Raw genomic sequence first — 13054 nt, 5'->3', positions numbered from 1 at the left:
AAGATATACGAGCTCTTGCATGTTGTACGAATACTACCACTAAAGACGATAAGGAAATATGAACAAATGCAACAATGAAGCGAATTTTGGTAACATATCGAAGACATCGGGTGTAAGCGGATGTAGTCGCCTCTGAATAGACTTGACATTGCGACTTCTATATTACCGGGTTCAGCCAACTTTTACTCAGAATAACAACGGCCGCCACAAGAGCAATTACAAGATTGCTGATGAGCATTGCGTACCAGATTCCCGTGGTTCCAAGAGAGAGACCAAATATATATATCAATGGGAGACGGATAGCCCACAATCTTGAGATGTTAAGTACCATAGACTGCACAGTGTGACCTGATCCCCTCAAGGCCATATCAAATATGTTGTAACTAGCAAAGAAGGGTATCGAAAAGGAGACTATCCTGAAGTACTTCTCGCCTTCGATAAGAACGAGCGGGTCGTCTATGAAGAATGCGGTGACTTCCTTTCCGAAGAAGAATGTCCCTGTGCAGATTATTCCAACAATCAGCACATTTATTCCCGTCGCTTTCCATACAACTGAATAAGCATCATTCTTCCTTCCGGCCCCGAGATACTGCCCAACCATCGATGATGTTGCCTGAGATAGGCCGAATGAGAACATCGTTGCAAGCGATGTTATTCTGTTGCCTACACCGAGAGCGGCAGTTGCCACGGAGCCAAATCTGGCAACTATCGAAGTTATTATCAGAAAGGCAAGTGCCGTTATCGACTGCCCGGCCGAAGACGGCAGACCGATTCTCAGAACTCTAGTAAGAGTCTTCCACCTTGGCCAGAGATCTTTCAACTGGACTTTGAACCCTCTCTTCCCCTTGAACAAAATGACTGTCGCAACTATTACTATAAGTCCTCTGGAAACAACTGTAGCAAGCGCCGCCCCAAAGACCTCAAGTCTCGGAAAGCCTATTCCGAAGATCAGAAGTGGGTCGAGTACTGCATTCACCGATACGGAAATTCCCATCAGATACATCGGGGTTTTCGTGTCTCCTATGGCAGTGAAGAGTGAGTTGAAGGTGAACATTGTGAAGGTAAACGGAGCTCCAAGGAAGATGGTTCTCATATACGTATTTGTCACCGAGAGAAGCTCGGGTGGAATGCTGAGAAGCTTCAAGACCATTTCGGAAAAGACCGCTCCAAGCAGACCTACAACAACGGCAACAATGAAACTTATCGATATTACCTGTCCGGCGACATGAGAAGCCTCTTCTTTTCTGCCCGCTCCGATATTCTGAGAGACAAGTGCGAGCGCGGCTACGGAAAGTCCGCCACCGATAGAAATCAGAAGAAATATCGCTGGCCACGCAATCGTCGGTGCAGAGATCTCTACCTTCCCTAGTTTTCCAAGCCAGTAAGCATCAACCATGTTGTAGACTGTTTGAAATAACATGGTGATAACCGCTGGCCAGGACAATTTCAAGAGAGCGGCCATCATCTTCTCATTCAGTATATTGACTCGTTTCATATTCACTCCTATGATTTCGAATGCGTACCAATTTATTTATAACATATTCGTTACGAAATACGAAGCGAAGCCGAGGTTAGAGGACGGTGGTCAGAGGTTTGAAGAACAACGAACTAGATGGAAATTGCGCGCCAGTGATACTTTTGCACGCCGCCCGTGGTAGGGGGTTGGTAAGAGCAAAAGATCAGTTGCAAAATGCAGAAGTGATACTGCCTCCGGCAGGAAGTGAGGCTCGCTGGCGCGAGGAAGTGATGCCCGGAGGAACATCCGGGGAAGTGATGCTGACGCTTTCGCGCCAGGAGGCAAAAACCAAACAAAAAGAGCAAGCAAATTAAAGTAATCTGATCAGGACGAACTTACTTTGTCAGCTGAAGTGCTCCTGTTCAGGATCTGGTCTTATGGAAAATCGTGGTTGGGGGTCGGAGGTCGGGGGTTGGTAAGAGAAAGAACAGAAGTGATGCTGCCTCCGGCAGGAAGTGAGGCTCGCTGGCGCGAGGAAGTGATGCCCGGAAGGGAATCCGGGGAAGTGATGCTGGCGCTTACGCACCAGGAGGCAAAAACCAAAGAAAAAGAGCAAGCAAATTAAAGTAATCTGATCAGAACAAACCATTCTGTCATCCTGAAGCGCTCCTGTTCAGGATCTGGGCTTTGGAGGAACCTGGGTTGGGGGTTCGAAAGAGCAAGAGAAACCGGTTCACCGTTGAGCGGTTCTCCGTTCGCCGGGGAGAACATGTTCTTCGTTCCAGAGCGAGGATTTGTTCTTAGCTTTTGGTCAAACCATTCATTAATAGAGTAGAGGGAAAAGGAAAGCAAACAGGCCAAATAAGGATCTGAGATCTTGAAAAGCCCTTAAGAGCTCTTTAATCCCCTCTTGAGCTCATCATTCCCATAAGTCAGAGAGTTGGTGAGAAATCATATGATGCTCCTCCTCCCTTAACAAGATATGCTGTGTCAGGCTCTTGATTATCTTGATCTTATGTCCACTCTCCCGATGGATCAAGATCTTGGCCAGAATCATGCCAGATGACGTGAAGTAGGAAAAGACTGGGGATTCCAGATCTGCTCTTCCGACCTCTTGCCTCTGACCTCAGGCTCTTCCCAACCCAACGCCAAGGACGGGTCCATGATCTGGGACGAAGGACTAAGGACGGCTCTTCACAGCGTTCAGCGGGTCCTTGTTGTTAAGCGCACAGCGGTTCTTATGCTTGCAACTTGGAACATGCAACTCGCAACTGTTCTTTCTAAGGACGGGTTCAAGCTCTGAGACGAAGGCCCAAGGACGGCTCTGGCTTGAGCATTGCGGAATCTTGACCAATGGCGAAGAACCTGGACGCGCAGCATCGGAACAAACAGCCGCTCTCCCTGAACAGCTTCTAACGCTCTTAACAGACCCTAGACCCCAGAACGGTTCTAAGAGACTAACATCAGGATACCGATGAACGTTCACATGAATCTCGAGTACTCGATGACTCCCGATATTAGTCCTGCGAATACTTCAAGGAGCTCAATATCTGCTTTACTCCACTCGAACTGCCCGAAAAGCCTCTCAAGGCCAACAAAACCGATCAGCCTTTGCCTTGAATAGATCGGAATTACTACTAGCGAGACTATGCCCTGCCGAGCCAGAACGACGGCCTCTCTGTTTGCCTCTTCAGGGAGCTCATTAACTACGTAGGAAAGCACTTTGCCCTTCTGAAGCTCCTTCATCCACCAGGGAAACTCCTTGAAGGGTATCTTCTGAAGAAAAGGTTTTGCGCTTCTGACGCTTTCTTTGCACCATTCGTGGGTATTTCTAACCAGCTCGTTCCTGTAATCAAGAAGGAATACGTTAGACCTGTCGGCTGAAGTCAGCTCTCCGAGATGTTTGAGCGCCTTATCTATCGCATCATCTATGTTCTCGAACTCCTTCAGTGTTCCCGAAACCTCCGAGATCACGCGTTCGAAGTTTTTTCGCCATTGAAGTTCTGTTGCCATCTTTCTGAAGGCACTGGTATCTCTGGCCACGACCATCGTTACTATGCTGTCGTTTAGATCGAGCACCTTCATGCAAACCTCCACCTGAAGCTTATCACCACTTTTCATAGTAAGGAATGAATCGGTCGTAGACATCCCCTTAACCTGCAGATCGGCTCTGATTTTCTTCATCTCTGAATCAAGATCACCTGCTATCGTGTAAAAACTCATCTCTTGAAGCTCCTCATAAGAATATCCAAGCTTCTCGGCTGCACTATTATTGGCCTCAACAATTCTTCCCGGCCTGGAAGGATCGTCAAGACTTACGAGAAAGATCAGATCGTCTATCAGGCTTGAGAAGCCTTCATACTTAACCCTGAGAGACTTGTTCAGCGTGAAGCACTGATTACTTTCTGAAGCCCTTCCTCCGAGAAAAGGATCCTCAGAAACCGTTTCAACATGGATATTCCACCTGAGATTTGAAATCCTCTCGGAAAGAGTCTTGATCTCTGCTGTTCCATTGTCAATAATGTAGACTTTTATCGGTTTCACTGGATTCCCCCGAAATCAGGTAGAATGTACTCTACTCAGTATTTGAAAACAGTCCTCCCACCCAGAACAGTTTGCTTTACTTGAAGATCCTCGTTCAGCAGAACAAGATCTGCTTTATAGCCTCTCGATAGTCTTCCTCTATCCTCTATCTTCAGAGAGCTCAAGGCGTTGAAAGACGATACTCTAGCGAGCTCTTTGAGGGAACAGTTTGTAAATGTTTTGAAATTCCTTACGGCTTCGCTGAAGACAAGAACGGCTGCGGCTATTGTACCGTCCTCGAGCCTTGGTCTTCCGTTTTTGAGTATAACCTTCTGTCCGCCGAGTTCATATTCCCCATCGGGCATAGCAGTGGCGTCAATCGTATCGGTAACTATCATGATCTTTGAAGCGCCTTTAATGTCGTAAACGAGCTTCACAAAGCCCGGCAAGGAGTGGATTCCATCCATAATCATCTCTACGGAGAAGGGAAGCGACAGCACAGCTCCCACACAGCCCAGATCCCTGTGGTGAAGAGTATTCATTCCGTTCGGAAAGTGCGTGATTCTATCGCAACCTTGATTATATGCTCTTTCCATGTCATCAAAAGATGCATCTGTGTGGCCTAGCGACACAGTAATATTTCGTTTTTGTATTAGATCTTGCGCCTGTGAAAAACGTTCCAGTTCTGGAGCTATAGTAATTAGCCTTACCGGCTCTATAAGGGTCTCTTCTATCTCCTCAAGATTTATCCTTCTTATAAGTTCTGGATTCTGTGCTCCCTTCCTTTTGAGACTTAAGTAGGGGCCTTCATAATGAACTCCCCCTACCGAAGTCTCCGGATTGTCGTCCAGATAGTCTTTAACCGTTCTGGCTGCGGAAAGGACAGCCGAAGGAGTCGAGGACATCGTGGTTGGAAGGAAGTAAGTCACTCCTTGCGAATAAAGAAACTCTTCCCACTTCCTGAGACCTTTCTCATTCATGGAAAGCGCGTCAACTCCCACAGAACCGTGCGTATGGGGATCGACGAATCCCGGCATAATTATCCCTTCGTACTCCATGGTTCCGGTAATCCGCTTTACTTCAGAGATCACGTTTCCTTCTATCTTTACTCTTCCAACAAACTCACCGTCTATTGGATCTACAACCAACACGTTCTCGAATCTCATTTATCCTCACCTACTATCTCGTTTTTTTCTTATCATGGCCAGGTTATCTGACTGCCAGTGGACATCTTTCCTCTTCCCATGAGAACTCTTTCATCGAGATCGAAGATGCCTCTGTAGTACGCAGAATAGACTGCAAACCACTGCAAGGGGATCATCAGAAGGAACGGGGCAAACAGCGGATCGAAGTCGCCATAATCCTTTGCGTCGAACCGAATAACCTCTGCGCCATTAGATTCTGCAATCTTTATAACTCTCTCACTCATGTCTCTCGATTCGTCAGTTCCAACAAGGAAGACCATTACAGGCTTATGGCCGTCTAGCATTTCGGCAGGGCCGTGTCTAAATTCAGAGGTTTCCATGAAAGAAGCGTTGATTCTCATGTTCTCCATGAATACCGTGAGTCCAAATTTGTAGCCTATCGCATAGGCCGCTCCACTTGCAAGAACATAGAAGAGATCGCAGTCCTGATACTTTCTTGCGAGTCGATAAGCCCTCGGTTCCTCTTCCTTGTAGATCCTGCCTAAAAGTTTTGGCATCATCGCTATCTGCTCCAACTGCTTTGATACGTCTTTTCCCTTTAGTCTCGCGATTTCGAGACTGAATATGAAAGCTCCCGCAAGAGGTAGAATGAATAGGCCATTCGAGTTGTACACGATTGCCTCGTCTGCTTCTCTTGCAAGTATGCTGTCTGGTTTACTTGTGAATGCAATCGTTGTAGCTCCCTTTTCATTGGCAAATCTTAGCGCGGCTGCCGTGTCTTCGGTATTCCCCGAAAAAGAAGCAAGTACCACAAGCGCCTCCTTGTCAAGCCTTGCAGGGTTCTCCCAAATGAAGTCGTAGCTCTTGTAGTATTTCGAGGGCACATCAGTCATCTTGTTAAGGACATAATCCCCAGAGTAGAGGTTACACCAAGAATTGCCGCTTCCCACCCAGTAGATCTGCTTATAACCTTTATCTAAAGCAGCCTTTGCCAGATCCTTAATCCTTCCGGCATGTTCTTCGAGAAAGGCAGAAAGGTCTTTCTCAAGAGATGGGGCTGTAAACAATACGCTCTGCTTCGCATCCGTCAAAAAATCATCCAGTGTCAATCCAAACACCTCCAAATATCTATCAAGAAGTCTAATCACTTTCTCGGTGCTGCGCATGATTCCCTAATTACCAGCTTTGTAGGAAGTCTGGTAAGCTCCGTTTCGTTTCTCTGACCTCTTATACTCATCAGAATTCGTCTGGCAGACAGGTTCCCTATCTCTCTCGTATTCTGAGCAACCGACGTTATTGGTGGGTTAGCCAGGTCAAACCAAACTATATCGTCAAAGCTCACAACGGACAAATCCTCTGGAACTCTGACTTCCATGTCCTTTGCAGCTAGAAGCAACCCCGCAACCATGTAGTTGTTTGTCGCAATAACTGCCGTCAGGTCCTTGTTGCGGCTTAAAAGCGACACACCGCTCTTGTAAGCGCCATCTACTCTGAACCCTCCGAGTTTGATCCAGGAAGGGTCTAGTTCTATTCCGTGCGCCTCAAGCGCTTTCTGATAACCCGCAATTCTTTCGTAGTTGGTGCTGATATCGAGAGTATCCGACAGGAATCCTATGTTTCGATGGCCAAGCTTCAGCAAGTATTCGGTCGCCTCAAAGCTACCCCCAATGTCATCGCTGACTACCATGTCTACGTCTAGTTCTTCAATAACCCTGTCAATGAGAACGATCGGGATCTTTGCTTTGACCAACTCTCTCAGATGGTCGGAGTTAGTTCGTGAAACGGGAGCGAGAATCAATCCATCTACTTGCTTCTGAAAGAACTTATCTATAGAGATTATTTCAACATCCAGTCTTTCATCTGTACTCGTAACAATCAAACTGTATCCTTCAGGTACTATCACATCGCTTATGGCTCTTGCAATTGTAGAGAAGAAGGGATTCTGAATGTCACCTACAATCAATCCTATGTTCTTAGTCTCTCCAGTAACCATGCTTCTCGCAATGTAGTTCGGCTTGTACTTGAGTCTCTTGGCGACTGCTAAGACCTTCTCTCTTGCTTCTTTGCTGACATATCCGTACTTTCCCATTACTCTAGCCACCGTTGCCCGGGAAAGCCCGGTCTCTCTTGCTATATCGTCCAGCGTCGCTGCCATACTCAATCACCTTCCAAGAATACTTGCGGCAAATAAATACCTCTTTGTGATAACGGTATCATATGCTTTGATCTATTCTAGCTTATTCTCTTAAGTTGTGTCAAGTTTACCAACATTGATTAAATTAGCTCCTAAATTGACTATTAGTTTTTTGTGTTTTGTGGTTATAATGGTATTGTATGAATAAGTGAGAACGCTCTCATGATTGTTCTTTGGGTTTCCTGGAGCTTTTTGTTTTATTTGATCTTGGAGGTGCATCTTTGCAGACAATTAAAAGTTTTCAAAAAAGGTTTGACAGCACTCTTCTGAGGGCTGCCGCAACAAGGCGAGAGGCGGAGATTTTCATTGAAGAAAGTGTTGCTTGCGATTTCAGAGCGGTTGTAGTTCCCTGGTATTTGATGGACAAAGTGGTAGCCAGCGTTCGGGGTAAAGATATCTCGGCGGCCTGTGGATCGGGCTTCCCTTTCGGATTTGATTCAACCGAAACCAAGGCTTATATGATAAATGAAGCTCTGGCACTAGGTCCTGAAGTCAGGGATATTGACATAACGGCAAACATATCGGCAATGAAGTCGGGTGACTGGAATTACTTTGAAGAGGAGATCTCATATCTTTCAGGACTGCTTAAGGGTATTACCTGTAAAGTGATCATTGAAGTCTCTTATCTCGAAAGTAAAGAGATAGAGAAGGCTTGTTCTATACTCCTTAATCTGCCGCACGTTGATTTTGTGAAGACAGGAACTGGATATGGCTCCAGAGCAACCACAGTCGATGACGTCAAGATAATCAAGAGCGTTGTTGGAGACAAGAAGGGAATAAAGGTATCCGGCGGAGTGAAGACCCTCTCTCAGGTAGAGGATTTCGTCGCTGCGGGAGCGGATATCTTTGGTTCAAGCAGCGCCATAGAGATCTACAAGGAATTTGTCGACAAGTACCCAGGGCAGACCGATCTGCCGTGAAAGAGCAAAGAATCAAATGGAGGTATCTATGAGACTGTTCATTGATGACGGAAACGTAGAAGCTATAAGTGAATTGTTCGATCTAGGATTCTTCTCCGGAATCAGCACTAATCCGAGTATTTTGAAGAGAACTGGAAGGAGGCCTCTTGAAGTCATTCAGGAGATGTTGAAGAGATTCTCTGGCTCTCTCTTCGTTCAGTGTGCCTCAAGAAACTACGACGAAGTGATAAGAGAAGGAAAGGAGCTCTTCAAACTCGATCCCAAAAGGATAATACTCAAGATTCCCTTCTCCAGAACGGGCATTAGAGTTCTAAGAGAATTCAAGCAGCTGAAGATCCCTGCCCTGATTACTGGTGTTTTCTCGGTGCCGCAGGTACTAATGTCAGCCGAAGCAGGTGCCGATTACGTTGCCCCATACGCAAACAGAATAGAGAATCTAGGGATTGACCTCTCGGTTGTGGAGAGTATGCAAAAGGTTATTACAAACGGAGATTATGAGACTAAGCTCATCGCAGCAAGCTTCAAGACACTAACTCAAATCTCTAAAATGGCCGAACTCCCAATATACGGTATGTCGCTTCCCGTAAGTATGTACAGTGAGTTCTTTGCTCACAGCGGAACACTGAAGGCCATTGATAATTTTGATGCAGACTGGGATTCAATAAAAGACCGTGAATGGGTTCCATTTAAGTCCTGAGTTCTATTTGCGGCCGAAAGCGAGGTTCTATCTTGAAGTATATAATGGCTCACGACCTTGGAACGACAGGCGACAAGGCAACCCTATTCAGCGAGGCTGGAAACCTTGTGGCTTCGTCCTTTTTCGGCTATGAGACTTTCTATCCCGGCCCAGGAATGGTTGAACAAGATCCCGAAGCGTGGTGGACTTCCTTCTGCCGGGCTACTTCAGATCTTGTCAGTAAATCCGGAATTTCCGCAGAAGATCTCTCGGCCGTAAGTATAAGCGGTCAGATGATGGCGGTTGTACCTGTAGACAAATCCGGTGGATTGCTCAGGAGAGCAATAATCTGGGCAGATTCAAGAAGTTCTGAGCAAGTGAAAGCTCTTCTCTCGACTTTCTCAGAGAGTGATATCTACAGAATAACCGGTTCAAGGCTCTCTCCAACTTATCAGGGACTGAAAATCGCCTGGCTGAGAATGAACGAGCCGGATGTATACGAAGGTACATACAAGTTTCTTCAAGCAAAGGATTACATAAACCTGCGCCTCACCGGCAAATTCGCAACGGATTTTTCTGATGCGGTTATGACGTCTCTATTTGATATCTCGAAACTTTCGTGGTCTCCAGAAATGATCTCAGCCCTCAAAGTCGACAATTCGAAATTACCAGAGGTTCTCCCCTCAATTACCGATCTTGGGAAGATGAAGTCTGATGTGGCCAGAGATCTTGGTCTCTCTGAATCCTGTAGAGTGATTCTGGGGGCTGGAGATGGCTGTAGTGCAGCTGTAGGGGCAGGTGCAGTTGAAGTCGGCGATACTTATCTCTATCTCGGATCTTCATCGTGGATCTCAACGATAACGAAAGAACCCTTACTGGATAGGCAAATGCGAGTCTTCACTGGAGCCCATGCGATCGAAGGACATTACTTCCCCTCAGGAACCATGCAAGCCGGTGGCAGCTCGTACAGCTGGATTAAAGACATGCTGTATGGGGATAACTTCCTGTATCGGAACGAACAAGACGTTTACAGCTATCTGGACAGAGTGCTGCTCGATTCTCCAAGTCACGGCGAACCGATCATCTATCTTCCATATCTGCTTGGTGAGAGAAGCCCAATCTGGGACTCCAATGCCAGGGGAACATTCATTGGTTTGTCTGCCTCTCACAAGAAGCTAGATATGGTCCGGGCCGTTATCGAGGGCGTTTCAATGAATCTCAAATGGATTCTCGATACCCTGGAGGAGTCTCTGCCAATCACCAGTATCAGGGTAATCGGCGGAGGAATAAAGAGCAATATATGGAAGAAAGTTCTAGCAAACGTTCTTGGAAAGACACTGACCGTTCCGGAAAACGTAGATGAAGCAACCTCAATCGGAGCAGCGATAATTGCCGGTGTTGGTTCGGGTCTTTTCAATTTCTCGGCGGTTCGCAGATTCATTGAAGACGTGGATAAGATTGAACCGATCCGGGATGAGCAAGAGCGCTACCTGAAACTGTACAGCCTCTTCAAAGAGTCGTACTGTTCCCTCAGGAAGACTTATGAAGGGCTTGCCGGAATCAGAAGGGGCTAAGCTCACTTAACGGGAGTTGTACCAGAACAGAGCGCCGCAGCCAAAGTCTAGCTACATCCGCGGCGCCCTGTTTATTCTTTGTAGCTTCTAGAAACTGACTTCCCTTTCTTCACAAATTCGAGAAATCAATTTCTTAATCTACCCGCTTTTTGAACACACGATGTTCAAAACTACCGACTTTTCGACGAAACCATTCTCAAGTCGGCCTCTCTCGGGGGTTCAAAACTGCATTTTCAAAGGTCAGTTCCGACAATGATTTGTGCATTTTCTATTCACTCACTAAAACTTTTGAACATTTGCTATCTTCCTCTATTCCATTCAAAAACCTTACGATTCTTCCCTTTGCGCTAAAACAAATGGTTACAGACGTTGAATTATGAACAAACTTGTATTTCTTTCTCGGAGTGGTCTCTAGGGCTTTTCTACACACTTCGTTCAAAGCCGGAAAGTTATGAACACGCAGTCAATTCCACCACATCAAAGCGTTCCAAGGGTTTTCAACGAGTTTTGAACATACCTAATTATTATTATTTATAAAGATATATTAGGATACAGATAAAAGCAAATTACTCTCCTCATGGGACACAAAGCAACTTTGAGCAACTCATAATTCTTGCTTATGCAACCATTTCAGATTGAAAATGAATCACAGGACATCAATAGCCGAAAACGGCTTATCTACATCTATAGATTCATGCTTAGTTCCGTAATAGAAGTCGACTTCATTCAAATCGACAACAAATAGCGAGGCACAATCATAGGTTCTGAAATAAAGTTTAAGCTTCTTATTGTCTTTTATCATAACCCATTGAGTACTTTCAAAAGCTTCTGTACTACTTTCTTCTCTTTTCGAAACTCCTGCGGGAATATCTACTGTGTTTAGGAGATGACGGGTGAGCATTACTCCCTCCTCTTCTGTCTCAACTGGATCAGAAAACTCTCTTAAGAAACTTATTCTAACAAATCTAGAAGGAGGACTTCCATCACCCGGAATTCCAACATAACCACTGCCAAAACCAATTCCCTTATACGTTATTCCATTTATCTCTGTTTCTTTCATATAAGGGCTTAGATTCACATAATTCCTCAAATTAGACAGGTGCCACAGAAGTTCAGCAGAATTTGTCAGAACTCCATTTAGATTTTCGTAAATACTCACCTCACCATTAATGAATTCAACAACCCATACTTCCACCGGAGCTATCATATAAAGACAAATGAAGAGGAGGTACTTCCTGGAGCAATTCATTCACTTCTCCCCATATGGTTAACTCGCTGAGAGCTCTCTTCAAAGAATCAAGATTGTCGAAATTTAGAAGAATCCACGCAGGAAGATCGAACAACTCTATTACCTTCGAAGGATCCGAAGAGGGGACAACCTCTTCGTACTCAGTTCCAGGCAACCAAAGGGCACTCAAAGACAAACCCTTCTCATTCATTCCATCTGCGATAGCTGTCAAAAGGCCAAAGGCATTCAAACCCACAAATCCATATTTGCTTTCCCAGGATATCGCTTCAGAGCCGTCCGGCATATGACTGCTGAAACTGTCGCCTCTGTTGAAAAAAACAACTTTAGAATCAAGTGCATGCGAAAACTCCATGCTTCTGCCTGAAATAACCAGTCCATTGCCCTTTTCAAGCGAAAGAAGGAATTCAGTACATCCTAACGAAACGGAAAACCAACACAACAATAACTAATGTCAGTTTTCTCACTCGTTTACCTACTTTGACGGTTGAATTGAAGGCTACGAAATGAATCCCAAAACAAACAAGCTCTTCCGATAAGCGAACTGTTCAGACATTTCCAGAGCCAAACGTAATCAGTATATACCCATACTTTTCTCAGAAATAGGATTGTAGACAGTAACAGATAAATAAGAATCAAAACGGGGTTTGCAACCCACTCCCGTCTAGCTTTATAGACTACTTATATGGACGAACAAAAAGAATAAATACAGACTCTATTTTTCTGACTCCTTACCGATAAATGCCAACACTATGTGGTTCGTACCGAAAACCAGCAGAGTAATTCCGATCATTATCGCAACAGAAAGACCTGCAATTAAAGGATGCAGGACAAGAATTACACCGCCAATTAGAACGAACACGTTTAATGCTATACTTAAAAAGTAAATTCCCTTTCCAGCAGGTTTTAGCCTATCGGCGTTTATAAGATTGTTGATAGCATCAACTATAAACCATATAGCAATAATAAAAGCAAATACATTCGCTGCAAAGAGAGGCCTAAAAAGGAATATGATTCCGGTAATAGCCAACAATATCCCGAGTATCAAGGCAAAAAACACCTTTGCACCGGTTCTGTCCTCCAACTTAAAGAATGCAACTATCAACATGATCCCTCTTACAAGAACTACTATACCAAGCATAATTGCAAGGGTTAAGAATGTCGACAGAGGATGACTCAAAGAGAAAACTCCACCAATAACAAGAACGAAACCTACAAGAAGAGAAATCCAGTCAAATTTCTTTGCTTCTGCCATACTATCGCCACCTTTCCCCATTCGTAAGAGAATGGTTCTATTATCTTGAGTTTATCACTTAATCT

The 13054-nt window shown here is 45.1% G+C and carries 13 protein-coding genes; 5 read left to right on the top strand and 8 right to left on the bottom strand.

What is annotated here, in order from left to right; translation table 11 throughout:
• Window positions 1–157: 157 nt before the first annotated feature.
• Window positions 158–1495 carry an MATE family efflux transporter gene (locus Q502_RS12740; protein ID WP_102818701.1) on the bottom strand — a complete coding sequence of 446 codons (1338 nt, stop codon included), beginning with the start codon at window positions 1493–1495 and terminating at the stop codon, window positions 158–160.
• A gap of 98 nt (window positions 1496–1593) precedes the next feature.
• Between Q502_RS12740 and Q502_RS14920 the strand changes: the two genes are divergently transcribed.
• Window positions 1594–1830, top strand: a complete 237-nt coding sequence (locus Q502_RS14920; RefSeq protein ID WP_258001578.1) for a hypothetical protein — start codon at window positions 1594–1596, stop codon at window positions 1828–1830.
• A gap of 98 nt (window positions 1831–1928) precedes the next feature.
• Window positions 1929–2081 (top strand): hydrolase-like protein, encoded by a 153-nt coding sequence (locus Q502_RS12730; protein WP_243392182.1) that lies wholly within the window; start codon window positions 1929–1931, stop codon window positions 2079–2081.
• 857 nt (window positions 2082–2938) lie between these two features.
• Here Q502_RS12730 and Q502_RS12720 read toward each other — a convergent pair.
• Genes Q502_RS12720 through Q502_RS12705 form a run of 4 tightly spaced genes read right to left on the bottom strand, consistent with a single transcriptional unit; the run spans window position 2939 to window position 7279 of the window.
• Complete coding sequence (locus Q502_RS12720) at window positions 2939–4000, bottom strand: GAF domain-containing protein (RefSeq protein ID WP_099828600.1); 1062 nt, start codon at window positions 3998–4000, stop codon at window positions 2939–2941.
• Window positions 4001–4035: 35 nt separating this feature from the next.
• Complete coding sequence (gene nagA / locus Q502_RS12715; protein WP_099828599.1) at window positions 4036–5145, bottom strand: N-acetylglucosamine-6-phosphate deacetylase; 1110 nt, start codon at window positions 5143–5145, stop codon at window positions 4036–4038.
• A 32-nt stretch (window positions 5146–5177) separates the two neighbouring features.
• On the bottom strand, window positions 5178–6242 hold the full coding sequence (locus tag Q502_RS12710) for an SIS domain-containing protein (RefSeq protein ID WP_243392187.1): 1065 nt from the start codon (window positions 6240–6242) through the stop codon (window positions 5178–5180).
• Window positions 6243–6268: 26 nt separating this feature from the next.
• Window positions 6269–7279, bottom strand: coding sequence for a LacI family DNA-binding transcriptional regulator (locus Q502_RS12705; protein ID WP_099828597.1), 1011 nt, complete (start codon window positions 7277–7279; stop codon window positions 6269–6271).
• Between the two features lie 260 nt (window positions 7280–7539).
• Here Q502_RS12705 and deoC point away from each other — a divergent pair, with 260 nt between their 5' ends.
• Genes deoC through Q502_RS12690 form a run of 3 tightly spaced genes read left to right on the top strand, consistent with a single transcriptional unit; the run spans window position 7540 to window position 10488 of the window.
• Entirely contained in the window at window positions 7540–8238 is a 699-nt protein-coding gene (gene deoC / locus Q502_RS12700; RefSeq protein ID WP_099828596.1) for a deoxyribose-phosphate aldolase, read from the top strand.
• A 28-nt stretch (window positions 8239–8266) separates the two neighbouring features.
• Complete coding sequence (locus Q502_RS12695; protein ID WP_099828595.1) at window positions 8267–8935, top strand: transaldolase family protein; 669 nt, start codon at window positions 8267–8269, stop codon at window positions 8933–8935.
• A gap of 32 nt (window positions 8936–8967) precedes the next feature.
• Entirely contained in the window at window positions 8968–10488 is a 1521-nt protein-coding gene (locus Q502_RS12690; RefSeq protein ID WP_099828594.1) for an FGGY-family carbohydrate kinase, read from the top strand.
• Between the two features lie 646 nt (window positions 10489–11134).
• Here Q502_RS12690 and Q502_RS12685 read toward each other — a convergent pair.
• The 3 genes from Q502_RS12685 to Q502_RS12675 form a co-directional block, all read right to left on the bottom strand.
• Window positions 11135–11683 carry a linear amide C-N hydrolase gene (locus Q502_RS12685; RefSeq protein WP_165775316.1) on the bottom strand — a complete coding sequence of 183 codons (549 nt, stop codon included), beginning with the start codon at window positions 11681–11683 and terminating at the stop codon, window positions 11135–11137.
• Window positions 11664–12089, bottom strand: a complete 426-nt coding sequence (locus Q502_RS12680; protein ID WP_243392181.1) for a linear amide C-N hydrolase — start codon at window positions 12087–12089, stop codon at window positions 11664–11666. Before Q502_RS12680 ends, Q502_RS12685 begins: the two co-directional genes overlap by 20 nt.
• Window positions 12090–12449: 360 nt before the next feature.
• Window positions 12450–12989, bottom strand: coding sequence for an HdeD family acid-resistance protein (locus tag Q502_RS12675; RefSeq protein ID WP_099828591.1), 540 nt, complete (start codon window positions 12987–12989; stop codon window positions 12450–12452).
• Window positions 12990–13054: the final 65 nt, after the last annotated feature.

This window comes from Mesotoga sp. Brook.08.YT.4.2.5.2., from assembly GCF_003351125.1.
GTDB lineage: Bacteria > Thermotogota > Thermotogae > Petrotogales > Kosmotogaceae > Mesotoga.
This window is presented reverse-complemented; position numbering and strand designations above follow the sequence as displayed.

Coding starts and splice junctions, on each gene's coding strand:
- Q502_RS12740 (WP_102818701.1), bottom strand. CDS start 1,495: ATGAAACGAGTCAATATACTGAATGAGAAGATGATGGCCGCTCTCTTG.
- nagA (WP_099828599.1), bottom strand. CDS start 5,145: ATGAGATTCGAGAACGTGTTGGTTGTAGATCCAATAGACGGTGAGTTT.
- Q502_RS12705 (WP_099828597.1), bottom strand. CDS start 7,279: ATGGCAGCGACGCTGGACGATATAGCAAGAGAGACCGGGCTTTCCCGG.
- Q502_RS12695 (WP_099828595.1), top strand. CDS start 8,267: ATGAGACTGTTCATTGATGACGGAAACGTAGAAGCTATAAGTGAATTG.
- Q502_RS12680 (WP_243392181.1), bottom strand. CDS start 12,089: ATGGAGTTTTCGCATGCACTTGATTCTAAAGTTGTTTTTTTCAACAGA.
- Q502_RS12675 (WP_099828591.1), bottom strand. CDS start 12,989: ATGGCAGAAGCAAAGAAATTTGACTGGATTTCTCTTCTTGTAGGTTTC.